This is a genomic window from Xanthomonas sp. WHRI 7065 (assembly GCF_040203115.2).
In the GTDB taxonomy this organism is placed as follows: Bacteria; Pseudomonadota; Gammaproteobacteria; order Xanthomonadales; family Xanthomonadaceae; genus Xanthomonas; species Xanthomonas arboricola.
Genome location: NZ_CP168194.1, coordinates 2,104,467 through 2,129,714, shown reverse-complemented (window position 1 = coordinate 2,129,714; position 25,248 = coordinate 2,104,467). Strand labels below are relative to the sequence as shown.

Below are 25,248 nucleotides of genomic sequence, written 5' to 3'. Positions count from 1 at the left end.
TGCGTCCGGCTCAGCCAATCAGCGGCGGCTTGGTTCCGATGTCTTTGTCATTGGCAGTGCGCCACGCAGCCGCGCACGATCTCGGCACCCAACGTCTCATCGGCCGCTCGGTCCGATAGCGGGGCGACCAGACACGCAAGCCCTCCCATTCCGGTCAAAACCGGCCCCGCACCGCGTCTGGCCGCAGACGGCACGCCATTCAGGCGGCGGCTCTGGGATAATCGGCCCACGCCAGCCGTCGGCTGCCGCCACTTCAGGAGTTCATGATGAACGTCGTCGTTCGACAGACCAGTGCCATGGCCATCGTCAGCCTGGTCTCGGGCATTCTCGGCTGGACGCTGATCCCGTTCCTCGGCAGCCTCTGCGCCATCATCACCGGCCACCTGGCGCGCGGCGAAATCCGCCGCAATCCGCAGGGACTGGACGGCGACGGGCTGGCCATCGGCGGGCTGATTCTTGGCTGGCTGGCGGTCGCGCTCTGGGTGGCAGGGGTGGCGATCTTCATCCTGTTCTTCGGCGGCCTGGCCTGGCTTGCGGCCGCCAACAGTTGAGCATGGCCGCGCCCTCCTCCGCCCAACGCTTCAACGACCGCGTCGCGGCCTATGTGCGCTACCGGCCGAGCTATCCGCCGCAGCTGCTGCGCTGGCTGCACGAAGAGCTGGGCCTGACGCCGGCCACCGCGGTGGCCGATATCGGTGCCGGCACCGGCATCTCCAGCCGGCTGTTTCTGGAGGCCGGTTATCCGGTCACGGCGGTGGAACCCAACCCGGCCATGCGCGCAGCCGCGCAGCAGTGGTTGGCGGAGTTCCCCAAGTTCCGCGCGGTCGACGGCACCGCCGAGGCCACCGGGCTGGCGGATGCCAGCGTCGGCTTGGTGTCCGCGGCGCAGGCCTTTCACTGGTTCGACGTGCAGGCGGTGCGTGCCGAGTGGGCGCGCATCCTGCAGCCCGGCGGGCTGGCGGTGATCTACTGGAACAGCCGCGAGCTGGACACCACCGACTTCCTGCGCGGCTACGAGCAACTGCTGCTGGACTACGGCACCGACTATTCGGCCGTGGCCGAACGCTATCAGGACGATGCCACCATGCAGGCGTGGTTCGGCGAAGGCTTCCGCGCGATGGCACGCTTTCCGAATGTGCAACGGCTGGACTTCGATGCCTTACGCGGCCGGCTGTTGTCTTCGTCGTATGCGCCGCTCGCGCATGACCCACGCCATGTCCCGATGCTCGCCGCACTGCGCACGCTGTTCGATGTGCATGCACGCGACGGGCTGATCGACTTCCAATACCAGACCCGGGTGTTCGCCGGGGGATTGAACTGACCCGCATGTATTCGCTTGCCCGCCCCTTGCTGTTTTCCCTCGATGCCGAGCGCGCCCACGCGCTGGCATTGCGCTCCATCGATGTCGCCTACCGCACCGGCACCACGCCGCTGCTGGCCAAGCGCCCGGTGCCGCTGCCGACGCCGGCTTTCGGTCTGATGTTTCCCAACCCGGTCGGGCTCGGTGCCGGCCTGGACAAGAACGGCGAGCACATCGATGCGCTGCTCGCGCTGGGTTTCGGCTTCGTCGAGATCGGCACGGTGACGCCGCGGCCGCAGGAAGGCAATCCCAAACCGCGTATGTTCCGTTTGCCGGAATACCAGGCGGTGATCAACCGCATGGGCTTCAACAACCTGGGCGTGGATGTGCTGGTGGCCAACGTGCAACGCGCGCGGCGTCGCGGCGGCCTGCTCGGCATCAACATCGGCAAGAACAAGGACACGCCCAACGAGGAAGCCACCAGCGACTACCGCTATTGCATGGAGCGCGTATACCCGCTGGCCGACTACATCACCGTTAACATTTCTTCGCCCAACACTGCCGGCTTGCGCGAGCTGCAGGAAGAACAGGCGCTGCGCCGGCTGATCGCCGATCTGCGCGACACCCAGGAAGCCCTGGCCGCGCAACACGGCAAGCGCGTGCCGATGCTGGTGAAGGTGGCGCCGGATCTCAACGATCGCGACATCGATGCGGCCGCGCGCGTGCTGGCCGATCTGGCGGTGGATGGTGTGATCGCCACCAACACCACGGTGACGCGCACCCTGATCGCCAACCATCCGCTGGCTGCCGAGGCCGGCGGCCTGTCGGGCGCGCCGCTGCTGGGGCAATCCACCCTGGTGCTGCGCCGCCTGCGCGCGCGTCTGCCGGAGTCGATTCCGTTGATCGGCGTGGGCGGCATCAACTCCGGTGCGGATGCGGTGGCCAAGATGGCAGCCGGCGCGACGCTGGTGCAGTGCTACAGCGGCCTGGTGTATCGCGGGCCGCCGCTGATCGGCGAATGCGTGGACGCGATCCGTCGCCGCCGCGAAGCGCCCAGCGGCGGTGCGGTGTCGCCGCTATGAGCGATGCAACGCAGGCCGGCTGGCACTTGAGCGAACACGCGCCCCTGCGTGCGCTCAATACCTTTCATGTCGATGCCACGGCGCGCTGGTTGCTGAGCATCCACGCACCCGATGCCTTGCCGCAGGCGCTGGCAGCGCCGGAGATCGCCGGGCAAGCGCTGCTGGTGCTGGGCAGCGGCAGCAACGTGCTGCTGGCCGGCGACCCACCGGGCTGCGTGCTGTGTTTCGAAAACCGCGACATCGCCATCATCGCGCACCACGCCGACCACGCCATCGTGCGCGCCGGTGCCGGCGTCAACTGGCACGCGCTGGTGCTGTATTCGCTGCAGCAAGGCCTGTCGGGGCTGGAGAATCTGGCCTTGATTCCCGGCACCGTCGGCGCCTGCCCGATCCAGAACATCGGCGCATACGGCGCGCAGGTGGGCGACTTCATCCATGTGGTGGACGCCTTCGATCTGCACGCCCAGCAGTTCGTGCGGCTGACCGCGGCCGAGTGCGCCTTTGCCTATCGCGACAGCGTGTTCAAGCAGCAGCCGGAGCGTTATCTGATCGTCGCGGTGGAATTCAATCTGCCGCTGCTGCACGAGTTGCGGCTGGACTACGCCGGCATCCGCGAGGAGCTGGCGAGCATGGGCGCCGACCTGGCCGGTGCCGCCGATGTGGCGCAGGCGGTGATCAACATCCGTCGGCGCAAGCTGCCCGACCCGGATGTGCTCGGCAATGCCGGCAGCTTCTTCAAGAATCCCTTGTTACCCAGCGAGCAGATTGCCGCGCTGCAGGCCACCTTTGCCGATATGCCAGTGTATCCCGGTGAGCAGCCCGGCCAGGGCAAGTTGTCGGCGGCCTGGTTGATCGAGCAGTGCGGCTGGAAGGGCCGGCGCGAAGGCGATGCCGGGGTGTCGCCGGATCACGCCCTGGTGCTGGTCAATTACGGCACCGCCAGCGGTGCGCAGCTGCTGGACTTTGCGCGGCGCATCGCCGAATCGGTGCGAGAGCGTTACTCGGTGATCCTGGAGCCGGAGCCGCGCATCATCGGAGCGCATTGGTGACAGCGCAGCAGGCACCACGACGTGCTGCGCTGTGGATGCTCACCAGTACCTTCGCCTTCGGCCTGATGGCCATCTGCATCCGGCTGGCGTCGGGCACGATCGCCACCACCGAGATCGCGTTCTTTCGCAACGCGTTCGGGCTGTTGGCCCTGTTGCCGCTGATCCTGCGCGCCGGCAAGGCGCTGCCGCGCACACGGCAATTGCCGCAGTACCTGGCGCGCACCCTGATCGGCCTGGCTTCGATGCTGTGCGGGTTCTGGGCGATCGGCCATCTGCCGTTGTCGCAGGCGATCTCGCTGTCGTATTCCACTCCGTTGTTCGTCACCGTGCTGGCCGTGGTGTGGCTGCACGAACAGGTGCGCCTGCGCCGCTGGCTGGCGGTGGCGGCCGGATTCATCGGCGTGTTGGTGATCATGCGGCCAGGCTCGTCCACCTTTACGCCCGGCCTGCTGATTGCGCTGCTGGCAGCGGTGATCAGCGCCGTGGTGGCGATCCAGATCAAGCAGCTCTCGCGCAGCGACGACTCGGACACCGTGGTGTTCTACACCTATGTGTTCTGGGTGCCGATGTCGCTGATTCCGGCACTGTTCCAGTGGAGCTGGCCGCAGGGCATCGACTGGCTCTGGCTGGCGGCGACGGGCATCTTCGGCACCGCCGGGCAGCTGTTCTGGACGCGCGCGCTCAAGCTGGGCGAAGTCTCCGCACTGCAGCCGATCAGCTTCATGCAGCTGCCGCTGGTGGCGCTGCTGGGCTGGTGGCTGTTCGGCGAGGCGATCGAACACCATACCCTGATCGGTGCGGCCATCATCATCTGCGCCAATGTCTACATCGCCCATCGTGAAAGCGTGCTGGCGCGTCGCGCCGCCACGCACGCACCGCTGGAAGGCGCAAAACCCGGCGAGTGATCGACCGTCTGCGAGCGGCCTGACCGGCCCGCGCGGTGGCGTGGCGACGATGCCGACGTACACTGCGCTGGTACGCGCTCCCCGGCCATTGAAGGGGCGATGCGCACGCACTTCGTTGACTGTTCCAAGGTGAGGTCGGCATGCCGATTCCAAGCAAAACCATCGGCCTGATCGGCGGCATGAGCTGGGAATCCACCCTGCCCTATTACCGCATCATCAACCAGCGGGTGCGCCTGGCCTGCGGCGGCCTGCATTCGGCCAGGCTGTTGCTGTACAGCGTCAATTTCCATGAGATCGAGCGCCTGCAACACGCCGGCGACTGGGACGGCGCAGGCCAGGCAATGGCGGCAGCGGCGCGCGCGCTGCATGCCGGCGGTGCCGACTTCCTGGTGCTGTGCACCAACACCATGCATTGCGTTGCCGATGCGATCACCTCCGCAACGCCGCTGCCATTGCTGCATATCGCCGATGCCACCGCCGATGCGTTGATTGCCGCGGGCGTCACCCGGGTCGGGCTGCTCGGCACGCGTTTCACCATGGAACAGCCGTTCTATCGCGAGCGCCTGGCTGCGCGTGGCCTGCAGGTGCTGGTACCGCCGGCCGACGCACGCGCGCAACTGCATCGGGTGATCTACGACGAACTCTGCCAGGGCATCATCCGGCCGGAGTCGCGCGGCTATTTCCGCCAGGTCATGGCCGACCTCGGCCAAGAGGGTGCGCAAGCGATCATCCTGGGCTGTACCGAGATTTCGCTGCTGGTGGACAGCAGCGATGCGCAGCTGCCGTTGTTCGACACCACCGCACTGCATGCCGAAGCGGCGGCGCACGCAAGTGTGCGCGACTGATCGGCACCGAAGGCGCAGCCAGCGCGCCTTTCCCGAAGTGCATGCGCCTGGCCGTGGCGGGCGAGCGTGCAAGCTGCGCGTTGCCGCAGCAATAGCACGGATGACTCATACCTCACTGCTCCAGCACGCGCATGCGCGCGAGCACCTGCCACAGGATGTCATGCCTTGAAGACCCATCCCGCAACAGGCACCGCACCCGCAAGCCAGCTCACACGCGGCGATTACAAGACCCTGGCCCTGTCCGCGCTGGGCGGCGCGCTGGAATTCTACGACTTCATCATCTTCATCTTCTTCGCGACGGTGCTGGGAGAGCTGTTCTTTCCGCCGGGCATACCGGACTGGATGCGGCAGTTGCAGACCTTCGGCATCTTTGCTGCCGGCTACCTGATCCGTCCGCTGGGCGGGATCGTGATGGCGCACTTCGGCGACCTGCTCGGTCGCAAGCGCATGTTCGCGCTGAGCATCGGGTTGATGGCCTTGCCGACGCTGGCCATCGGCGTGCTGCCGACCTATGCGCAGATCGGCCTGGCCGCCCCGCTCTTGCTGCTGACGATGCGGTTGCTGCAGGGCGCAGCCATCGGCGGCGAAGTTCCCAGTGCATGGGTCTTCGTCGCAGAGCACGTGCCTGCGCAACGCAGGGGACTGGCCTGCGGAACACTGACCGCCGGCCTGGCCGCCGGGGTGTTGCTCGGTTCGCTCAGCGCCGGGGCGATCAATCGCGCTTTCACCCCGCAGGAAATCGCCGACTATGCCTGGCGCCTGCCGTTCCTGGCCGGCGGCCTCTTCGGCCTGCTTTCCGTGTATCTGCGACGCTGGCTGCATGAAACGCCGGTGTTCGCCGAGCTGATGGCGATGCGTGCCGTCGCGCGTGAAACGCCGCTCAAACTGGTGCTGCGCGATCATCCACGCAGTGTGGCGCAGTCGTTGTGGCTGACCTGGATGGTGGCCGCCGGGGTGCTGGTGGTGTCGTTGATGACGCCAACGCTGTTGCAGAGCGCGTACCACTACCCGGCAGCGGTCGCCTTGCAGGCCAACCTGCTTGCGGTCCTGCTGCAGGCGATCGGCTCGATCGTGGCCGGCGCCTTGTCCGATCGCTGCGGCAACGGACGCGTGCTGCTTGCCGGCAGCGTGTTCCTGGGCGCCAGCGCCTGGCTGTTCTATCGCCTGGCCGGTGATCCGCAGTTGCTGTTTCCGCTGTACGCCCTGCTGGGCGCGGCGCTCGGTGTCCTGGGGGCAGTTCCGCGCGTCATGGTCGAAGCGTTTCCGCCGGTGGTGCGCCTGTCCGGCGTGTCGTTCGCCTACAACCTGGGCTATGCGGTATTCGGTGGCCTGACCCCGCTGGTGGTGGTGATGTTGCTCAAGCAACACCCGATGGGCCCGGCGTATTACATGATTCTGCTGGCCGCGATCGGCAGCGTGATCGGGCTGCAGTTGTGGCGCCGGGAGCGCGCACGTCGTTACTGAGTCGAACGCCGTGCCTGTCTGCGCCATGCTCGATACCCGCGTTTTCGCCCACAACGTTCGACGTCAGCGCGGCCGTACGCTCAGGCCGAGGTCAGACGGCGACGCCAATGCGGCCGCCGTGCGCCGCGAAACATCACCAGATACAGCCCGACCACCCATACCAGCGCGGCCGACCAGCCACCCAGGATGTCGGAGGGATAATGCACACCCAGGTAGATCCGCGACACGCCGACCAGCACCGCGAACAGGCTGGCGGCAATGGTCACCGGCCAGCGCCAGCGCGTGTTCCAGGCCAGCGCGATGAGCACCGCAGCGAGCGTCATCGAGCCCATCGCATGCCCGCTGGGAAAGCTGAAAGTGCTCTCCGGGGCGATCGATTCCCACAGGCTCGGGCGGTCGCGCTGGAACACCTGCTTGGCGCCCATGTTCAACAAGGCCGAGCCGGCAAAGCCGAGTGCGGCAAAGGTCCCCTCGCGCCAGCGCCGCAACATCAGCAACACCAGCACGATCGCGATATCGGCCGGGATCACCCCGTACTGGTAGCCGATCTTGGAGATCACCCCGAAAAACGCATCCAGCCCCGGCGTGGCGATGCTGCGCATGCTCCACAGCAGGGGCTCGTCGAAATAGAAATTTTCCAGCTCGTGGACTTCGTCGGCCAGGTCGACGAACAAGCCCAACGGCAACAGTACGCCGGCAAACAGCAACGCCATGCGCCACGCATTGCTGCGCAGCCATCCCCTGAAACCGGCCGGCGATTCAGCCGGCGCGGCGGACATAGGTACGTTCGACGTACTGATCGATCAGATCGATGAACTCGTAGGCGATGTTTTCGCCACGCAAGGTGACGCTTTTTTCGCCATCGATGAATACCGGCGCCGACGGCGCCTCGCCCGTGCCCGGCAACGAGATGCCGATGTTGGCGTGGCGCGATTCGCCCGGCCCGTTCACCACGCAGCCCATCACCGCCAGGGTCATGTTTTCCGCGCCGGGGTTGCTGATCTTCCACTCCGGCATCTTGGCGCGCACATGGTTCTGCACCACGCCGGCCAGTTCCTGGAAGAACTCGGAGGTGGTGCGGCCGCAGCCCGGGCAGGCCGTGACCATCGGCGTGAAGGCGCGCTGGCCGGTGGTCTGCAGCAGTTCCTGCGCGACGATCACTTCCTGGGTGCGCGACTGGCCCGGTTCCGGCGTCAGCGAGATGCGAATGGTGTCGCCGATGCCTTCCTGCAGCAGCACGCTCAGCGCCGCGGCGGAGGCCACGATGCCCTTGCTGCCGATGCCGGCCTCGGTCAGGCCCAGGTGCAGCGCAAAGTCGCAGCGGCTCGCCATGTCGCGATATACCGCGATCAGCTCCTGCACACCGGATACCTTGGCCGACAAAATGATGCGCTCGCGCGCCAGCCCCAGTTCCACCGCGCGCTCGGCCGAATCCACTGCCGAACGGATTAAGGCCTCGCGCAGCACGCGGCCGGCATCCCAGGGCGTGGCGCGCTGCGAGTTCTCGTCCATCAGCTGCGCAGCCAGCGACTGGTCCAGCGAGCCCCAGTTGGCACCGATGCGCACCGGCTTGTCGTACTTGATCGCGAACTCGATCAGCTGCGCGAACTGCAGGTCCTTTTTCTTGCCGAAGCCGACATTGCCCGGATTGATGCGGTACTTGGCCAGCGCTTCGGCGCAGGCCGGCTCGGCGGCGAGCAACTGGTGACCGTTGTAATGGAAATCGCCGATCAACGGCACCTCGATCCCCATCATGCGCAGCTTGTCGACGATGCGCGGAATGGCCGCGGCCGACTCGGCGTTATTGACGGTCAGGCGCACCATTTCCGAGCCGGCGCGCCACAGGTCGGCCACCTGCTTGACGCTGCCGGCGATATCGGCGGTATCGGTATTGGTCATCGACTGGACGACCACCGGGTGGCCGCCGCCCACAGTCACGCTGCCGATCTTGACGGCCTGGGTGATGCGGCGCGGCCAGGCGGTGGCGTCGGCGGGAGGGGTTGGGCGAGTCACGGCGTCGTACATCGCGGTATTTTAGCCTGTCATCGGTCCGCTCACAGCTGAAGCGCTGCGCGGGTCGTCTTCCGGGCCGATGCGACGGTTTGTCGCAGGCCGCCACGCCCCCGAGCGCATAGCATTGCCGTGATGAATTCCTCAGACGCCTCCTTCCTGCGGACCCTGTGCAGCCTGCGCTGGCTGGCCACCGCCGGCCAGGCCGCCACCATCCTGGTCGCCACCGGCCTGATGGGCCTGGACCTGCCGCAGCAACCCTTGTGGGCCGGCGTGGCCGCACTGGCGGTGTTCAACCTGTATGCGCAATTGCGGGTGGCTCACCGTGGCGCGGTCAGCCCGGCCACCGAGTTCGGCCACATCCTGGTCGATGTCACCGTGCTGACCTGGATGGTGGGCTGGAGCGGCGGCATCGCCAACCCGTTCGGCTCGCTGTTCCTGGTGCTGATCGCGCTGGCCGCGCTGGCCCTGCCGCTGGGCTGGGCGATGGCGGTGGCGGCGTCCTGTGTAGCCGGGTATGTGATCAGTGCGGCGTTCGGCCTGCCACTGCCCTACGGCAGCTTCGACCCGCTCAGCCTGCACATGTGGGGCATGGCGGCCAACTTCCTGCTGTCGACGGTGGTGGTGCTGGCCTTCGCCACCCGGCTGGCCTTGTCGATGCGCGAACGCGAGCGCGAGATCTCCACGCTGCGCGAGCGCTTTGCGCGCAACGAGGGCATCGTCGCGCTGGCCACGCATGCGGCCTCGGTGGCGCATGAACTCAATACGCCACTGGCGACGATGACCCTGCTGGTCGACGACATCGCCGACCAATGCGACCAAGGCGAATTGCGCGAGGATCTGGACACCCTGCGCGAGCTGCTGGTGCAGTGCCACGAGCGCGTGCTGGCGCTGGCCGCACCGGCCGACAACGGCCACCTCAGCCGCGAAGTGGCGGTCAAGGACGTGCTGGAACAATGGCGGCTGGTACGCCCGACCATCGAGCTGCGCCGCAACGACGACGCACCGATGCGCCTGCTGCTGCAGCCAGGCGTCAGCCATCTGCTGATGGTGCTGCTCAACAACGCGGCCGATGCCGGCGAACGTGCTGGCCGGCCGCAGATCGATCTCACCCTGCGCGTGGAGCAGGATCATCTCAGCGGCGAAGTCCGCGACTACGGTCCGGGCTTCGACACCTCGCAGGCCATGCTGCCGGGCACCTTGTTCAACAGCGGCAAGCACGACGGCATGGGCGTCGGGCTGGCGCTCTCGCACGCCACCGTCGAGCGGCTGCAGGGCGAGTTGTGGATGCTGCCCGCCGAAGGCAGCGGCGCCCGCGTCGGTTTCCGTCTGCCGCTCTCCGAACACGAGGCACTCGCATGACAAGCACTCCCCTGCGTACCGGCCTGCTGGTCGACGACGACACCCTGTATCTGCGCACGCTGCAGCGCAGCCTCGCCCGCCGCGGCGTGGAAACCCTGACCGCCACCGACGCGGCCAGTGCCCTGTCGACCGCACGCAGCGCCTTGCCCGATTTCGCCTTGATCGATCTCAAGCTCGGCCACGATTCCGGCCTGAGCCTGATCCAGCCGCTGCGCGAGATCCGCGCCGACATGCGCATCCTGCTGGTCACCGGCTATGCGAGCATCGCCACCGCGGTAGAGGCGATCAAGCTCGGCGCCGACGACTACCTGCCCAAGCCGGCCAATATCCCCACCATCATGCGGGCGCTGGGCGAAGAGGACGACGAGCTACCGGAGCCGGACGAAGAAGAAACCGCGCGGGAAATGATGACACCGCTCAGCCGCCTGCAGTGGGAGCACATCCAGCAGGCGCTGCACGAAACCGGCGGCAATGTGTCCGCTGCCGCACGCCTGCTCGGCATGCACCGACGCTCGCTGCAGCGCAAGCTGACCAAGCGTCCAAGCCCGGGGCCGTTACGCGAGCCCGGGCGTTGAGACCTGGCATCGAGACGTTGAACCATTGCGTTTTTCAGGCGCTACGCGAGGCTTGATTCCGTTCAACCATGGCGCTGTTTTGGGGCGCGATCCGATACATAGCTCAAACGCTCGGTGAGTCGAGAGCGCGGTGCCCTCGCCGCTTGCGGGACACGCCGTGAATCCATCCATGGAGGCTCCTTGGCGGCATCCATGCCGCCAAGGGTCCCGCAACCGGCAAGGACACCGCGCCAGAGAGTTGGCCGGCTGCTTTCTTGAAAGCGTATTGCTTGGCTTGCGGCAGCAGATGCGACGTTTGCAGCTTGCGTGTTGAAAGCCCGTTTGCTGCTCGGCTTGCGACGGAAGAATGGTCAGAGATGGATTGAACGCTTAGTGATCCGACCAGCGCACGTCATGCGTCGCTTCCACTATGACACCGACCATCTCGACGGGTCCTTACCCGCTCACCGTCGCGGGACCTTACGCGGCATGGATGCCGCGTAAGAGCCTACATGGACGTACTTGCGGCGTGTCCTGCGATGGTGGGCGGGCAAGGGCCCTGCAGCAAATTCACAGCGTCGAGAACACGGCGAGGACACCGCACCGGTTTCCGGTTGCTCTATCGAAACCATGCACACCGACCATCTCGACTGGTCCTTGCCCGCTCACCGTCGCGGGACCTTACGCGGCATGGATGCCGCGTAAGAGCCTACAAGGACGTACTTGCGGCGTGTCCTGCGATGATGGGTGGGCAAGGACCCTGCAGCCAACTCACAGCGTCGATGGCGCGGCGAGGACACCGCCCCGGTTGCCGGCTGTTTTGTTGAACACCATACACACCGACTAGCTCGACTGGTCATTGCCCGCCCACCGTCGCGGGACCTTACGCGGCATGGATGCCGCGTAAGAGCCTACATGGACGTACTTGCGGCGTGTCCTGCGATGGTGGGCAGGCAAGGGCCCTGCAGCCAAGCCGCAGATGGCAGCTCCGCAGCTAACTATCCACCCATCCCAAAAACCAAAGACGCTGACCGCAGGGCGTCACTCTCAACGTGGCCCGAACACGCTCGCCCTGCGCGAGGTCGCGGTGATGCCATCGGCGCCGAGGATCAGGTTGCGCCCCCAGCTGCTGAGGCGCGTGGCGTTCCAGCCGATTGCGATGTCCAGCGATTGCGTGCTGCTGTCATTGCCCGACCACGACCAGCCCAGATAGCCGACGTTGTATTCGCGGGCACGGCGCATGATCGCTGCCTCGTCCACGTGCGCGCCGCGATGGTCTCCCCCGAACTCGCCGATCACCAGCGCCAGTTTTTTATCGCGGAAGGCGCGCAGATAATTGTTGACCGTCGCATCGCTGCCGAACACTTCGTACATGTGCACGCTGAAGATCAGGTTGCGGCGGCTGTCGCGCGCCAGCAACGCCGCAGCGTTGTCGCGCATGTAGAACTTCCAGTCCTGGCCCCAGTTCGGCGCATCCACCATCAGGGCGTGGGTCAGTCCGGCCTTGCGCAATGCGGCGATTGCGGTTGCATGGCCGTTGACCCATTCGCTGGCGCTCAACTGATTGCCGAACGGCTCGTTGCCGATGTTGATGATGACCTGGTCTTCGTTGCCGATCAGCGCCTTGCGGATGCTGGTCCAGTACGCAGTAGCGTGGGCCAGGCCAGCGGCAGCGCCGTCTTCGCCATAGCCGGTGGTGTCGTGCACTTCCAGCACCGCGATCAGGCCCAGGCTTTTGCAACGCGCGATGATGCGCGACACCTCGGCCTCCGGTGTGCGGTTCCAGCGATAACCGGAACTGAGCACCACGCGCACGCTATTGGCGCCGGTGGCAGCGATGGCAGCCAGGGCCGCGTCGGTACGGCTTGCATACCAGGCGTGCGGCAGATTGACGCCACGCAAGACCACGGTGTTGCCATTGGACTCACGTAGTTGTGTGCCGGACACCGACAGCCCCGCGTGTGCGGCAGACGACACTGCCAGGCCTGCAACGACCAGCAGCATGCGGCGGGCAAAACCAGACAACGGTGATTTCACGATCGATTTTCCAGACAGAGAGGAGGACGACGAGCAATGGCGGCACCCACAGTGCGCGTGAACACTGTGTCAATTTGACGTGTCAGCCGATGCAACCCCTGTCACATATCGAACAAGCGCCGAAACAAGCGCGCTGAACGATTACGTTGTTGTGGGGCAACGAAGCAGGCGCACCCTCAGTGATCGGCAAGGCGTCGCCAATGTTTAGCGGCCGTGCGCCAGCGCCGACCGCGACGCCGCACGTTTGCTTACATCACGCATGACGTGGGAGTCAGAGCGACCGCGGGCCTGGCGCCTGGCTCTCGCCGCATGCTGTGGCCTGATGCCATCGCGCAGCTGTCGTCGCGGCAGCGGCTCAGTCGCAGCCATCGCGTGGCAAGCCCCGCTTCAACTGAACGGCGCCCAGCGCGATCGGTCAAGGGATTACGCTCCAGGCCGATAGAAGCGCATGCAATCCGCGCTCGCTCCCGCCAAGTCCCCTCCTCCGCCCGTGGTCGACGAGTCGACCCGGTTGTCCGTCCTGCGTGGCCTGTGCCTGCTGGACTCGCCGCCGGACCCGGTGTTCGAGACCATCGCCGCCATGGCCGCCCGCAACCTTGGCGCAGAAATCGCGCTGGTGTCGCTGGTGGACGAGCATCGTCAGTGGTTCAAGGCCCGCATCGGCCTGGAACCGCAGGAAACGCCGCGTGACCAGGCGTTCTGTGCGCATGCGATCCGCGCCCCCGAGGTGATGGTGGTGCCCGACGCGCAACTGGATCCGCGCTTTTGCCACAACCCGCTGGTGCTGGGGCCACCCTTCATCCGCTTCTACGCCGGCGCGCCGCTGACGCTGCGCGACGGCCACCGCATCGGCACCTTGTGTGTGATCGGGACCAGCCCGCGTCCGGGCCTGGACGCCGAAGCGATCACCCAGCTGGAAGGCCTGCGCGACCTGGCGGTGCTGCGGGTGGAAAACCTGCGCAGCACCACCTACCGCGACGGCCCGACCGGGCTGCCCAATCGGTCGCGCTTTGCCGAGGACCTGGATGCCTGGCTGTCGCAACGCGACAGCGCGCCGGCCACCACCGCGGTGGCGGTCGACATCTGCGGCAGCGATTACTTCCGCGACATGGTCAAGGCGCTGGGCTGGGACTACGCCGACGGTTATGTGGCCATCGCCCAGCGTCGGCTGGCGGCGTATCTGCCCGCCGGCACCGCGCTGTATCGGCTGGACCCGACCACCTTCGGCTTTCTGGCCCAGGCCGAAACGCAGCGTCTGTCCGCGCTGTGCACCAAGGTCTCCAAGGCCTTTGCCGAGACGCTGGAACATCAGGGCATTCCGCATACCGCAGTGGCCTCGATCGGCGCGGTCTCGCTGCAGACCAGCTATGGCGCGGCCGACACTATCCGCTCGCTGACCACCTCGGTGGACATCTCGCGCGAACGTGGCGTGCCGTGGAGCATGTACGAGCGCAAGCACGACGTGGCCCAGCGCAACACCTTTCGCCTGCTGGCTTCCCTGCCCGCCGCGCTGGACAGCGCCAGCCAGCTACGCCTGCACTACCAGCCGCGCGTGGACCTGCACGATCACCGCTGCGTCGGAGTGGAGGCGCTGCTGCGCTGGCAGCATCCGATGATCGGCCCGGTAATGCCCGCCGACTTCGTGCCGATGGCCGAAAAAACCGCGTTGATCAACCGCATCACCGCCTGGGTCATCGACAACGGCATCGCCCAGGCCGCGCGCTGGCAGCAACAGGGCCTGGATTTCAATCTGGCCCTGAACGTGTCGGCCGCCGATCTGGACCGGCCCGGTTTCGTCGGCCTGCTGCGGCGTGGCCTGGAGCGCCACAACCTGGATCCGCGCCGGCTGGAGATCGAATTCACCGAAAGCGCGATGATCCGCCACCCCGAGCATCTGGCCGAGCAATTGGCGGCCATCGCGGCGTTGGGCGTGCATATCGCCATCGACGACTTCGGCACCGGCTACAGCAATTTCAGCTATCTCAAGCAGCTGCCGGCCAGCTCGTTGAAGATCGATCAATCCTTCATCCGCTCATTGCCGGACAACCGCACCGACCGCACCCTGGTGCCGGCGATGATCCAGCTCGGCCACAGCCTGGGCCAGCGCGTAGTCGCCGAAGGCATCGAGTCGGCAGAGGCCTACACGCAGTTGCGTGCCTGGGGCTGCGACGAAGGTCAGGGCTACTGGATCGCCAAACCGATGCCGGCGGCCGCATTGGAAACCTGGCTGCAGACGCCGTGGTATGAGCAGTTCGAAGCGCCGGTCAACCTGCTCGCCGCAAGCTTGGCCGCGGCGCGGGTGTAAGCGGAAGCAGCACAGCAGCCAAAACGCATGCGGCGCGACACCTGAGTGTCGCGCCGCATGCGCACAACCAATTTCAGCGGACTGACTGGGCGATTACCAGAACACCGCGTACAGCGCGATCAGGATCACCACCACTCCGATCGCACCGACCTTGAAGCCCAGCGTGGTGCCGTAGGCCACATCGTCGGTACGGATCAGGTCGCGCGCCTGGGTGGGCGCGGTCATCAACGACACCAGCACTGCCAGCACCAGCGCCGCCACGAACACCACGCCGATGCGGTCCATGAATGGCAGTTCCGGCCAGGCGAACTTGAGCGCGAACGACAGCACCACCGAGCCGATCGCCGCGGTCAGTGCGCCGGCTTCATTGGCGCGCTTCCAGAACAGGCCAAGCATGAAGATCACCACCACGCCAGGCGTAAAGAAGCCGGTGAATTCCTGGATGAACTGGAAGCCCTGATCGAAGTTGCCCAGCAGCGGCCGCGCGGTCAGGATGCCGATCACCACCGCCACGATCGCCACGATGCGACCCACGCGCACCAGCTGCTTCTGCTCGGTCTGCGGGCGGAACTTGGCGTAGAAATCCAGGGTGAAGATGGTCGCCACCGAATTGATCTTCGACGCCAGCGAGGCCACGATCGCCGCCACCAGCGCCGCGAACACCAGGCCCAGGATGCCGGTCGGCAACAGCTGCATCATGGTCGGATAGGCCTGGTCGGGCTTGGCCAGGTCCGGCGCCAGCACCACCGCGGCGATGCCCGGCACCACGATCACCAACGGCATCAGCAGCTTCAGGAACGCGGCGAACACCATGCCCTTCTGCGCCTCGCCGATGTTCTTGGCCGCCAGCGCGCGCTGGATGATGTACTGGTTGAAACCCCAGTAACTGATGTTCATCACCCACAGACCGCCCAGCAGCACGCTCAGGCCGGGCAGGTCCTTGTAGAACGGGTTGTCCTTGCTCAGGATCATGTGGAAGTGCTCCGGGTGCGCACTCCACAGATGCTTGAAGCCGGCCAGCACGCCGGCACCGTCGCCGATCCGTGCCAGGGTCAGCCCGGCCACCAGCAGGCCGCCCAGCACCAGCAGCGTGACCTGCACGATGTCGGTCAGCGCCACCGCCTTCAGACCGCCGTACAGCTGGTAGACCAGCGCGAATACGCCGATCAACGCCAGGGCCAGGGTCTGGTCCATGCCGGTGACCTGGCTGACCGCGATCGACCCCAGCCACAGGATCGAGGTGAGATTGACGAACACGTACAGCAGCAGCCAGAACACCGCCATCAGGGTGCGGATCCACTTGCCGTACCGCTGTTCCAGGAACTGCGGCATGGTGTAGATGCCGTTGCGCAGGAAGATCGGCAGGAAGAACTTGCCCACGATCAGCAGCGTCAGCGCCGCCATCCACTCGTAGGAGGCGATCGCCAGGCCGATCGCATAACCGGAACCGGCCATGCCGATGATCTGTTCGGCCGAGATGTTCGCGGCGATCAGCGAGGCGCCGATCGCCCACCACGGCAACGACTTGCTGGCAAGGAAGTAATCCTCGGCGCTCTTGCTGTGACCTGCCTTCTCGCGCGAGACCCACTGCGCGAGCACGAAGATGCCGGTCAGATAGACCAGCACAATCACGATATCCAACGTCGCCAAACCCACTGCACTCTCCTGTCTGGCTCTGGGCTGAGCGTCGTGGACCGGACAGGTCTGCAGACTGCCGCCGCCCGCACTACGTGCGTGGCAGCAGCGCGGCGAACCGCAGCTGCAGGCCGTCCCGGCCGATCGACGCGCGCGTCCCGCGGCGGCTGATGACACCACCGCTGAGGGTGGCCGCTGTAACACGTCGCCGGGGCCGGCGACGCATGTATGTGGTTCTTACCTGGGCATACCCGCAAGCGCGCCTGCGGGTGTGCTGCTTACTTGACCGGGCAGTCGAGCGTGACTTCGGCCTCGTTGAGTGCGCCCAGCGCGATCTTCGACACCGACAGGTCCAGCGCCGCAGCGCTTTCGATGCTGGCGACCTGGGTCAGCTTGGTCACATCCGCACCGGCCACTGCGAAGCACTTCAACGGCACGCCCACCACCTTCCACTGGCCTTGCGGCAGCGCGGCCAGAGTCTTCTGCGCATCGACGCGGCCGCCGCACTTGTCGCCACAGCCCACGCCCAGCCACACCGGCGCGGTCACCGCGCTATCGCGGCGCACGGTCAGCTGCAACTGAACATCGCCGTTGCTCTCACGCGAGACATCGACCGGCTTGCCAGACACCAGCAATACGCTGGAGGCCTTGGCACCGGACCAGACCAGACGCCGTGCATCTTCCTGCGCCTTGTGGTCGACCGCGGTCATCTTCAGGCTGCCATCGGACAGACCCACCGGCAGCGTGGTCGCCGGCATGTTGGCCTGGCCGGCATTGGACAGCTGCATCGCAATACCCAGCGCCGGCTTGCCGCGCACGAAGTACACCCCGCCCACCGACTGCTCGCCGGACACGCCCGATTCCTCCGGTAACGCAGCCAGGTCGCCCTTGTCGGCATAGGTCAGGCCAAAGCCGAACTTGAACTGCGGGTCGTAATCCTTCTGCCCGACGTTGTTGGCGAACTGCACCGCGGTCTTGGGCCAGGAGAAGCTCAGCTTGCCCTTGAAGTCGTTCTGTACCGTGCCATCGGCCTTGCGTAGCAGCACGTCGGCAATGCCCTCGCCTTCCGAACCCGGCAACCAGGCGGCGACGAAGGCATCGGCGGCGTTGATGTACTGGTTCATCCACAACGGGCGCCCGCTCAGGAACACCGCCACCACCGGGATGCCCTCGGCCTTGAGCTTCTTGATCAGCGCCAGCTCGCTCTCGTCGCCCGGCTTGTACAGCAGGGTGGCGATGTCGCCCTGGAACTCGGCGTACGGGTTCTCACCGAACACCACCACCGCCACGTCGGGCTTGGTCTTGTACGCACCATCGACTGCCAGCTCGGCCTTGCCGCCGGCAGCCTTGATCTGCTTGTCCAGGCCTTCCCAGATGGTGTTGCCATTGGGGTAGTCGCTGCGCTTGGTGCCGGTGCCCTGCCAGTTCAGCGTCCAGCCGCCGGACTGCTTGCCCATGTCGTTGGCGCCGTCGCCCAGCACCAGCACGCGCTTTTTCGGATCCAGCGGCAGGATGCCGGCCTGGTTCTTCAGCAGCACCAGCGACTCGCGCACCGCCTGGCGGGCGATCGCGCGGTGTTCCGGCGCGCCCAGCAATTCGTACTTGCCGCCGAGCGGGCGCTTGGACGGCTTGCCGGCTTCGAACAGGCCTAGGCGCAGCTTGACGCGCAGGATCCGGCGCACCGCATCGTCCAGGCGCTCAGCCGAGATCTGGCCCGACTTCACTGCCGCCAGTTCGGTGTCGTAGATGCCCTTCCAGCTGTCGGAGGCCATCGCCATGTCGACGCCGGCAATGAACGAGGCCGGGCAGTTTTCGTTGGTGCAGCCCTTGACCTGGCCGTGGCCATTCCAGTCGCCGACCACGAAGCCGCCGAAGTTCATGCGGCCCTTGAGCACGTCGGTCAGCATGACCTTGTTGCCGTGCATCTTCTCGCCGTTGAAGCTGTTGAACGAGGCCATCACCGTCTGCGCACCGGCCGCGATCGCCGGCGGGTAACCGGCCGCGTGGATATCGCGCATGGTGGCTTCGGACACCTTGGTGTCGCCCTGGTCCTTGCCGTCGGTGGTGCCGCCGTCGCCGACAAAATGCTTCACCGAGGAAATCACGTGGCTACCGTCGAGGAACTGCGGGGTGCCCGGCACGCCCTGCACGCCTTCGACCATCTTGCCGGCAAAGCTGGCCACCACATCCGGCGACTCGGAATAGCCCTCGTAGCTGCGGCCCCAGCGGTCGTCCTGCGGCACCGCCACGGTCGGCGCGAAGGTCCACTCCATGCCGGTGACGCGGGTTTCGGCGGCGGTGACTTCGCCGATCTGCTTGATCAGCTCCGGGTTGCGCGTGGCGCCCAGGCCGATGTTGTGCGGGAACAGCGTGGCGCCGACGATGTTGCTCTGGCCGTGCACCGCATCGATGCCGAAGATGATCGGAATCGCGTTGCCGCCCTTGGAGGTGTCCATCGACGCTTCATAGAAGGCGTCGGCCAGCTTCAACCATTCGGCCGGGCTGGCGTCGTACTTGCCGCCCGGATCGGAATTGCCGCCGGCCAGCACCGAGCCGATGCGGTACTTGCGCACATCGTCCGGGGTCATGCTGGCGATGTCGCCCTGGATGGTCTGCGCGACCTTCTCTTCGACGCTCATCTTGGCCATCACATCGGTGATGCGCTGCTCCAGGGCCTGGTCCTGGGCGAACGGCCACTTCGGCGACGGCCACTGGTCGGGATGGATCGTGGTGGACGCCTCGGCAGGTGCGGCGGCCGGTGCGGTCTTGCTCGCCTCGGCAGCGGTGTCCTTGCCTTGGCAGGCGGCCAGCATCAGCACCGCAGCGGCGGTGGCCAGAGAGAGGGCACGACGCGCGACAGGCGCGGCGGTACGACGAAGCAGCTTGTCCAAGATCCAGGTCTCCAGGTGGTTCTCCCCACGGCGATGCGTGACGCCGCAGGCCATTAGGCGGCGTACGCTTGCGTGATTCCCCTACCCTGTCAACAACGCGCGCTTGTATGCCAAACGACGGCCAACTTATTGGCCCGGGCTATAGGCTTGGAATACCGGCAGCACCTGTCAAACCACGGCAAAGCGCCGAATCCGGCGTGGCGCTTGATCTTTCGCGGCGGCGTACTTTGCTGCAATGCACCACTTCGCAGGCTCCGCACTGCGCAGCCGCTGTCGCCCGCGCGGGTATTGCCTGGTTCGCTTGCAGGCAGGTGTTCGAACGCCCGCCAACGGGTGAGCTCGCCGTCAAACAACTGTCATACCTCGGGCCTAGCGTGACCGGCTTGCCGATGCGCCACCGGCCATCGTTGATCGTCGTCTTTGCCTGGAGTTTCGATGTCTGCCTCCCCCGATCCCGCCCGCCGCCGCCTGATGCAGTTGCTGGCGTCCGTCCCGCTGTTGCCGCTGGGCAGCGCCAGCGCCGCCGCCCTGCAACACCTCGGCGGCGCGGCACTGGCCGCACACCCGTTGCGGCCGTCGGACAACCCGACCCAGCTGGTGTCGGCCACGTTCCATGGCATGCCCGCACCCAGCCTGGCCAACCCCGCGGCGATGGCCACCACCACGGTGGGGTCGGCGCTGACGGTGGCGCGCAGCGACGGCAGCAGCCAGCGTTATGCGCTTGCGTACCACCCGTTCTTCGTCACCGGCGACCAGGTGCCCGACGGCAAGGGCGGCACCGTGCTGGCCGGTGGCTATTACGACATCCAGCATCGGCCGATCATCGACCGCTCCAAACCCGGTGCCGAACGCCCGTTCTTTTCCGATTGCCCGGACGGCTCCTCGCTGCTGACCCTGCCCGATGCCAAGGTGCCCGGGGTCAAGGGCAACCACGTGTTTGCGGTGGTGCAGTTCGAATACACCACCCGCGACCAGGCCGGCAACGACACCAACCGCCACCTGCCCGCGCCGATCGCGGTGCTGACGCTGGATCAGGACCCGGCCACCGGCAAGCTGTCGCTGGTGAAGTACCACAACGTCGACACCGCGCCGGTGCACGGGCTGTGGACCACCTGCGGCGCCAGCCTGTCGCCGTGGAATACCCACCTGTCCAGCGAAGAGTACGAACCCGACGCCACCGCGCTGGCCGGCAACACCCAGTTCCGCAGCTACAGCACGCATCTGTACGGCGACCCGGAAAAAGCCAATCCGTATCACTACGGCCACCTGCCCGAAATCACCGTGCACCCGGACGGCACCGGGAGCGTTCGCAAGCACTACTGCCTGGGCCGCATCTCGCACGAGCTGGTGCAGGTGATGCCCGACCAGCGCACCGTGCTGATGGGCGACGATGCCACCAATGGCGGTCTTTTCATGTTCATCGCCGACCGCAAGGCGGACCTGTCGGCCGGCACCTTGTACGTGGGCAAGTGGCAGCAGACCTCGGGCGTGGGCCCGGGCGCGGCCACGTTGCGCTGGATCAAGCTCGGCCACGCCACCAGCGCCGAGATCCAGGCCATGGCCGACCGTCTGACCGCCGCCGACATCCTCGACGTGCATCTGAGCGACCCGGGCGATGCGTCGTTTACCAAGATCCCGTTCAACGGCACCTTCAACTGGATCCGCATCAAGCCGGGCATGGAGAAGGCGGCGACCTATCTGGAAACCCATCGCTACGCGGCGCTGGCCGGCGGCAGCCTGGGCTTCACCAAGCTCGAAGGCACCACCGTCAACGCCCGCGACAAGATCGCCTACATGGCGATGTCCTACATCGTCACCAGCATGCGCAACGGCTCGGGCGACGTGAAGGTGGAAGGCCCGGATGCGGGTGCGGTATACGCCCTGAATCTGCGTGGCGGCCAGCGCGACAACCACGGTGCGCCGATCCACAGCGACTGGGTGCCGATCGACATGGCCGCACCGGCCGCGCTTACCGGCCACGATCTGGCCAAGGCCGACGCGCTGGGCAACCTGGCCGACCCGGAACGGCTGGCCAACCCGGACAACCTCAAGTTCTCCGAAGCGCTGCGCACCTTGTTCATCGGCGAAGACAGCAGCCTGCACGTGAACAATTTCCTGTGGGCCTACAACGTGGACAGCGGCACGCTGACGCGGGTGCTGTCGGTGCCGGCCGGCGCCGAATCCACCGGCCTGCATGCGGTCGACCAGATCCACGGCTGGACCTACGTGATGAGCAATTTCCAGCATCCCGGCGACTGGGAAAGCCCGCTGCACGACACCGTCAAGGCCACGTTGGATCCGCTGATCCGCGCCAACTACAAGAACCGTTTCGGCGCAGCGGTGGGCTACCTCACCGGCGACCCGGTAGCGGTGAAGCTGGGCAAGGCGTAAGCGCCGCCGTTGCAGTTGCAGCGCTGCGTGACGCTACAGCCGACACGTGCAGCATGGCGTCTCGCTGCTGTCGCAAGGCCAGTAGGAGCGCACCTGGGCGCGAAGAGCTTTCCCGGTATGCCTGTCGCGCCCGGGTGCGCTCCTACGGGTGAGGCTGACACGTGCAGCGTGGCGTTCTCGCTGCTGTCGCAAGGCCAGTAGGAGCGCACCTGGGCGCGAGGAGCTTTGCCGGTAGGCCTGTCGCGCCCGGGTGCGCTCCTACGGGTGAGTCGATGGATGTCTGGCAGCGTCAGTGAGAAGCAGATCAGACCGCAAGTGCCTGAGCGCGCGGTTCAGGACTGCCGCACCTCCAGCGCCGCCATCACGATGGGCTTGGCCCATTCGGGCACCTGCGCCAATTCTTCGGGCGTTTGCGGGTGCTGCAGGCCGTTGCGGTCCAGTTCCAGCACCAGCAGCGGCGCGACCTGCCCGGTCGCGTCGGCAGGCGCGCTGTTGTCGTAGACATGCAGCACCGACAGGTGCGGCAACAGCGCGATCAGGTTGGCGCGCGAGGCATCGTAACGTTCGCGGATCTTGTGCTCGGGGATGGCATGCCCGCCCGCGGCCACGCGCGCTGCCACACGTGCGATATGCAGCTCGACGCTGGACAGGCCGCAGAACCAGACCGCCACCGTGTGCGTCGCGCAGGCCTGCCGCAGCAGGCGCGGGATGGTGGTCGCGCCCAGGGTGGTTTCGAATGCATAGTCGTGGCCGGCGTCCATGGCCTGACGCAGCCGCCGCACACCTTCCTGCCAGGCTTGCGCATTAGCATCTTCGGGTGACCAGCCCTGCTCCACCAGGTCACGGGTGAACGCATCCGGGTTGAACCAGGTGGCACCGTCTTCCCGCAGCAGGCTGCCCAGCAGCGAACTCTTGCCGGCGCCGTTGACGCCGGCCAGCACCAGAATGTTCCCCACGATTTAGAGCGACGGCCCCAGCGCGATCTTGCTGCCCCGGCGTGCCGGCTTGCCGATCACCTGGGCCAGGCCTGCGCCATCGGTCACCGCAGCAAGATGCGCATCGAACCTGGCCTGCAATGCCTGCAGCGACTGCGCGCGCGTCGAGGAGGCCGTCGCTGCACTCGCCTGGCTGACCAGCCGGCGGTATTCCTCCGCGTCCACCACCACCGCCTCGGGGTGATTGTGGTTGGTGATGACCACCGCGCCATGCGAGCGCACCTTGCGCATCAGGCTGGGCCAGCCCTTCACCTTGATGTCGGCGGCGGGGGATTTTTCGAGCTCGGGCAGATCCTGGAGGCGAGACATGGGACGGTCCTGCGCGCTGTGGTGGCTTCAGCCTACTCCCAACGTCCCATTTGGGGAAATTTGGCCATTTAGTCCAAATTTATCGCCAGGCAGGTGCTCCAGAAACGAAACGGGGCCCGCAGGCCCCGTCGTCTGACACCCATCGATGCGCAACAGGCTCAGCCGCGCAGCTTGGCCAGTAGCTCGCGCGTCACCGGGTCGGCCACGTCGGCCGACTCGCCCTTCAGCGCCGGCAGCAACTGGCTGGCCAGCTGCTTGCCCAGCTCCACGCCGAACTGATCGAACGCGTTGATGCCCCACATCACCGACTGCACGTAGACACTGTGCTCGTACATCGAGATCAGCGCACCCAGCGCCTGCGGGGTCAGCGCATCGAGCAGAATCACCGTGCTCGGGCGACCGCCCGGATAGCTGCGGTGCGGATCGCTGCTGTCCTGGCCGTTGGCCAGCGCTTCGGTCTGCGCCAGCACGTTGGCCATCAGCGCGACGTGGTTCTCCGCATACGGATCGTCGTTGTGCACGGTGCCGATGAAATCGGCCGGCACCACGCTGGTGCCCTGGTGCAGCGCCTGGAAGAAACTGTGCTGCACATCGGTGCCCGCACCGCCCCACCACACCGACACGGTGTCGCTGTCCACTGCAGAACCGTCGAGCTTGACCCGCTTGCCCAGGCTTTCCATCACCAGTTGCTGCAGGTAGGCCGGCAGCAGGGCCAGACGCTGGTCGTAGGTCATCACCGCATGCGTGGCGCTGCCGAGCAGGTTGCGGTTCCACACCGCAGTTAGGCCGTGCAGCACGGCGACGTTTTCTTCCAGTGGCGTGTCGAGCACATGCGCGTCGAACTGCGCAGCACCTTCCAGCAATTGTTCGAAACGCTCGAAGCCGATCGCCAGCGCGATCGGGAACCCCACCGCCGACCACAGCGAATAACGCCCACCGACCCAGTCCCACATCGGCAGCACGCGGCTCGGTGCGATGTCGAAGGCCTTGGCAGCGCGCTCGGGATTGGCACTCACCGCGTACAGGCGCTCGCTGCCGCCCAGCCAGGCGTGCAGGATGCTGCCGTTGAGCAGCGTTTCCTGGGTGCCGAAGGTCTTGGAAATCAGGATGCCGGCGGTATGTGCCGGGTCCAGCGTGGCCAGCGTGCGCTGCATCGCCGCGCCATCGACGTTGGAGACGAAATGCACGCGGAAACGCGCACCCGACGGCGCCCGCAAGGCATCGGCCACCAGCCGCGGCCCCAGGTCCGAGCCGCCAATGCCGACGCTGACGATATCGGTGACGTCGGTGGCTTCCAGCTGCTGGATCAGCGCGCCCATGCGTTGGCGGACTTCAGCGGCGGTGGCATACGCTTCGGAGGCCACCGGCGCATCGGTCAGGTCGCCGCGCAATGCGGTGTGCAATGCAGCGCGCTGTTCGGTGACATTGACCTGCTCGCCGCGGAACAGGCGCTGGAACGCGCCGGCCAGGTCACGCTCGCGCGCGATGGCGAACAAGGCATCCAGCGCGGCGCGGTCGTACTTCTGCCGCGCGAAATTGAAATACAACGGACCGACCTGCCTGGCGTATTGCGTCGGCCGTTGCGGCTCGGCGGCAAGCAATGCGGGGATGGCAGCGCCGCGCAGGCGCTGGGCGTGGGCGTGAAGCGCGTCGAATCCGTTGGTGTGTGTCATGCGGCCTGCGTGGGGATGCTGTGGTTGGTGTGGGTGATCGTGTTGCTGCCGTCCACGTATACCAGATTGGGCTTGAAGGTCTCGGCTTCGGCTTCGCTAATGCTGGCAAAGGCGGCCACGATGATCAGGTCGCCGACCTGCACGTGACGCGCGGCGCCGCCATTGAGCGAAATGATGCCGCTGCCTTCGTCGGCACGGATGGCATAGGTGCTGAAACGCGCACCGTTGGTGACGTCCCAGATATGCACCTGTTCGAACTCACGGATGCCGGTGGCTTCCAGCAGCAGGCCGTCGATGGCGATCGAGCCTTCGTAATTGAGCTCGGAATGGGTGACGGTGGCGCGGTGGATCTTGGCTTTCAGCAGGGACAGGTGCATGACGGGCAACGGCAAAGGAAAGCCGGCATTTTAGCGGAAAGCGCCGGTGTCCACCGGCCTGCCA

At 66.3% G+C, this 25,248-nt stretch carries 20 protein-coding genes; 11 read left to right on the top strand and 9 right to left on the bottom strand.

What is annotated here, in order from left to right:
- Window positions 1-266 precede the first annotated feature (266 nt).
- From ABQY64_RS09255 to ABQY64_RS09225, 7 genes are all read left to right on the top strand, one after another.
- Complete coding sequence (locus ABQY64_RS09255; protein ID WP_016903110.1) at window positions 267-551, top strand: DUF4190 domain-containing protein; 285 nt, start codon at window positions 267-269, stop codon at window positions 549-551.
- A 2-nt stretch (window positions 552-553) separates the two neighbouring features.
- The gene (locus tag ABQY64_RS09250) at window positions 554-1,321 is read left to right on the top strand and encodes a class I SAM-dependent methyltransferase (protein WP_349780681.1); all 768 of its coding nucleotides are present in this window, start codon (window positions 554-556) and stop codon (window positions 1,319-1,321) included.
- A gap of 5 nt (window positions 1,322-1,326) precedes the next feature.
- Window positions 1,327-2,382: a quinone-dependent dihydroorotate dehydrogenase gene (locus ABQY64_RS09245; RefSeq protein ID WP_039521311.1), complete on the top strand. Its 1,056-nt coding sequence runs from the start codon at window positions 1,327-1,329 to the stop codon at window positions 2,380-2,382.
- Window positions 2,379-3,431 (top strand): UDP-N-acetylmuramate dehydrogenase, encoded by a 1,053-nt coding sequence (murB, locus tag ABQY64_RS09240; RefSeq protein WP_228960884.1) that lies wholly within the window; start codon window positions 2,379-2,381, stop codon window positions 3,429-3,431. Before ABQY64_RS09245 ends, murB begins: the two co-directional genes overlap by 4 nt.
- Window positions 3,425-4,336 carry a DMT family transporter gene (locus tag ABQY64_RS09235; RefSeq protein ID WP_349780682.1) on the top strand — a complete coding sequence of 304 codons (912 nt, stop codon included), beginning with the start codon at window positions 3,425-3,427 and terminating at the stop codon, window positions 4,334-4,336. The genes murB and ABQY64_RS09235 overlap by 7 nt, the downstream gene beginning before the upstream one ends.
- Before the next feature lie 140 nt (window positions 4,337-4,476).
- Window positions 4,477-5,181, top strand: a complete 705-nt coding sequence (locus ABQY64_RS09230) for an aspartate/glutamate racemase family protein (protein ID WP_349780683.1) — start codon at window positions 4,477-4,479, stop codon at window positions 5,179-5,181.
- A gap of 165 nt (window positions 5,182-5,346) precedes the next feature.
- Complete coding sequence (locus ABQY64_RS09225) at window positions 5,347-6,645, top strand: MFS transporter (protein ID WP_349780684.1); 1,299 nt, start codon at window positions 5,347-5,349, stop codon at window positions 6,643-6,645.
- 80 nt (window positions 6,646-6,725) lie between these two features.
- On the opposite strand, the gene ABQY64_RS09220 is transcribed toward ABQY64_RS09225, so the two are convergent.
- Entirely contained in the window at window positions 6,726-7,424 is a 699-nt protein-coding gene (locus ABQY64_RS09220; protein ID WP_349780685.1) for a phosphatase PAP2 family protein, read from the bottom strand.
- Window positions 7,405-8,670, bottom strand: a complete 1,266-nt coding sequence (gene ispG, locus ABQY64_RS09215; protein ID WP_016903102.1) for a flavodoxin-dependent (E)-4-hydroxy-3-methylbut-2-enyl-diphosphate synthase — start codon at window positions 8,668-8,670, stop codon at window positions 7,405-7,407. The genes ABQY64_RS09220 and ispG overlap by 20 nt, the downstream gene beginning before the upstream one ends.
- 120 nt (window positions 8,671-8,790) lie before the next feature.
- Here ispG and ABQY64_RS09210 point away from each other — a divergent pair, with 120 nt between their 5' ends.
- Window positions 8,791-10,017 carry an ATP-binding protein gene (locus ABQY64_RS09210; RefSeq protein WP_016903101.1) on the top strand — a complete coding sequence of 409 codons (1,227 nt, stop codon included), beginning with the start codon at window positions 8,791-8,793 and terminating at the stop codon, window positions 10,015-10,017.
- Entirely contained in the window at window positions 10,014-10,592 is a 579-nt protein-coding gene (locus ABQY64_RS09205; RefSeq protein ID WP_016903100.1) for a response regulator transcription factor, read from the top strand. Before ABQY64_RS09210 ends, ABQY64_RS09205 begins: the two co-directional genes overlap by 4 nt.
- A 1,026-nt stretch (window positions 10,593-11,618) precedes the next feature.
- On the opposite strand, the gene ABQY64_RS09200 is transcribed toward ABQY64_RS09205, so the two are convergent.
- Complete coding sequence (locus tag ABQY64_RS09200; protein ID WP_104554975.1) at window positions 11,619-12,575, bottom strand: glycoside hydrolase family 5 protein; 957 nt, start codon at window positions 12,573-12,575, stop codon at window positions 11,619-11,621.
- 481 nt (window positions 12,576-13,056) lie between these two features.
- On the opposite strand from ABQY64_RS09200, the gene ABQY64_RS09195 reads away from it, so the two are divergent.
- On the top strand, window positions 13,057-14,913 hold the full coding sequence (locus tag ABQY64_RS09195) for a GGDEF and EAL domain-containing protein (RefSeq protein WP_349780029.1): 1,857 nt from the start codon (window positions 13,057-13,059) through the stop codon (window positions 14,911-14,913).
- 93 nt (window positions 14,914-15,006) lie between these two features.
- On the opposite strand, the gene ABQY64_RS09190 is transcribed toward ABQY64_RS09195, so the two are convergent.
- Together ABQY64_RS09190 and ABQY64_RS09185 are read right to left on the bottom strand one after the other, a co-directional pair.
- On the bottom strand, window positions 15,007-16,569 hold the full coding sequence (locus ABQY64_RS09190) for a sodium/sugar symporter (protein ID WP_039509865.1): 1,563 nt from the start codon (window positions 16,567-16,569) through the stop codon (window positions 15,007-15,009).
- A 257-nt stretch (window positions 16,570-16,826) separates the two neighbouring features.
- A complete protein-coding gene (locus tag ABQY64_RS09185; RefSeq protein ID WP_115511252.1) occupies window positions 16,827-19,439 on the bottom strand; it encodes an exo 1,3/1,4-beta-D-glucan glucohydrolase in 2,613 nt (870 codons plus the stop codon).
- A gap of 435 nt (window positions 19,440-19,874) precedes the next feature.
- Here ABQY64_RS09185 and ABQY64_RS09180 point away from each other — a divergent pair, with 435 nt between their 5' ends.
- Window positions 19,875-21,830 (top strand): PhoX family phosphatase, encoded by a 1,956-nt coding sequence (locus ABQY64_RS09180; RefSeq protein WP_104554972.1) that lies wholly within the window; start codon window positions 19,875-19,877, stop codon window positions 21,828-21,830.
- A 332-nt stretch (window positions 21,831-22,162) separates the two neighbouring features.
- On the opposite strand, the gene ABQY64_RS09175 is transcribed toward ABQY64_RS09180, so the two are convergent.
- From ABQY64_RS09175 to panD, 4 genes are all read right to left on the bottom strand, one after another.
- Entirely contained in the window at window positions 22,163-22,786 is a 624-nt protein-coding gene (locus tag ABQY64_RS09175; protein ID WP_126968828.1) for an AAA family ATPase, read from the bottom strand.
- Between the two features lie 3 nt (window positions 22,787-22,789).
- Complete coding sequence (locus tag ABQY64_RS09170) at window positions 22,790-23,134, bottom strand: type II toxin-antitoxin system prevent-host-death family antitoxin (RefSeq protein WP_104627810.1); 345 nt, start codon at window positions 23,132-23,134, stop codon at window positions 22,790-22,792.
- Between the two features lie 158 nt (window positions 23,135-23,292).
- Window positions 23,293-24,807, bottom strand: a complete 1,515-nt coding sequence (gene pgi / locus ABQY64_RS09165; protein WP_065048970.1) for a glucose-6-phosphate isomerase — start codon at window positions 24,805-24,807, stop codon at window positions 23,293-23,295.
- Window positions 24,804-25,184: an aspartate 1-decarboxylase gene (panD, locus tag ABQY64_RS09160; RefSeq protein ID WP_349780028.1), complete on the bottom strand. Its 381-nt coding sequence runs from the start codon at window positions 25,182-25,184 to the stop codon at window positions 24,804-24,806. Before panD ends, pgi begins: the two co-directional genes overlap by 4 nt.
- Window positions 25,185-25,248: the final 64 nt, after the last annotated feature.

Bases quoted from the DNA above. Each gene is read 5' to 3' on its own strand.
- ABQY64_RS09255 (WP_016903110.1), top strand. From the start codon at position 267: ATGAACGTCGTCGTTCGACAGACCAGTGCCATGGCCATCGTCAGCCTG.
- ABQY64_RS09250 (WP_349780681.1), top strand. From the start codon at position 554: ATGGCCGCGCCCTCCTCCGCCCAACGCTTCAACGACCGCGTCGCGGCC.
- ABQY64_RS09245 (WP_039521311.1), top strand. From the start codon at position 1,327: ATGTATTCGCTTGCCCGCCCCTTGCTGTTTTCCCTCGATGCCGAGCGC.
- murB (WP_228960884.1), top strand. From the start codon at position 2,379: ATGAGCGATGCAACGCAGGCCGGCTGGCACTTGAGCGAACACGCGCCC.
- ABQY64_RS09230 (WP_349780683.1), top strand. From the start codon at position 4,477: ATGCCGATTCCAAGCAAAACCATCGGCCTGATCGGCGGCATGAGCTGG.
- ABQY64_RS09220 (WP_349780685.1), bottom strand. From the start codon at position 7,424: ATGTCCGCCGCGCCGGCTGAATCGCCGGCCGGTTTCAGGGGATGGCTG.
- ispG (WP_016903102.1), bottom strand. From the start codon at position 8,670: ATGTACGACGCCGTGACTCGCCCAACCCCTCCCGCCGACGCCACCGCC.
- ABQY64_RS09210 (WP_016903101.1), top strand. From the start codon at position 8,791: ATGAATTCCTCAGACGCCTCCTTCCTGCGGACCCTGTGCAGCCTGCGC.
- ABQY64_RS09205 (WP_016903100.1), top strand. From the start codon at position 10,014: ATGACAAGCACTCCCCTGCGTACCGGCCTGCTGGTCGACGACGACACC.
- ABQY64_RS09200 (WP_104554975.1), bottom strand. From the start codon at position 12,575: ATGCTGCTGGTCGTTGCAGGCCTGGCAGTGTCGTCTGCCGCACACGCG.
- ABQY64_RS09195 (WP_349780029.1), top strand. From the start codon at position 13,057: ATGCAATCCGCGCTCGCTCCCGCCAAGTCCCCTCCTCCGCCCGTGGTC.
- ABQY64_RS09180 (WP_104554972.1), top strand. From the start codon at position 19,875: ATGTCTGCCTCCCCCGATCCCGCCCGCCGCCGCCTGATGCAGTTGCTG.
- ABQY64_RS09170 (WP_104627810.1), bottom strand. From the start codon at position 23,134: ATGTCTCGCCTCCAGGATCTGCCCGAGCTCGAAAAATCCCCCGCCGCC.
- pgi (WP_065048970.1), bottom strand. From the start codon at position 24,807: ATGACACACACCAACGGATTCGACGCGCTTCACGCCCACGCCCAGCGC.
- panD (WP_349780028.1), bottom strand. From the start codon at position 25,184: ATGCACCTGTCCCTGCTGAAAGCCAAGATCCACCGCGCCACCGTCACC.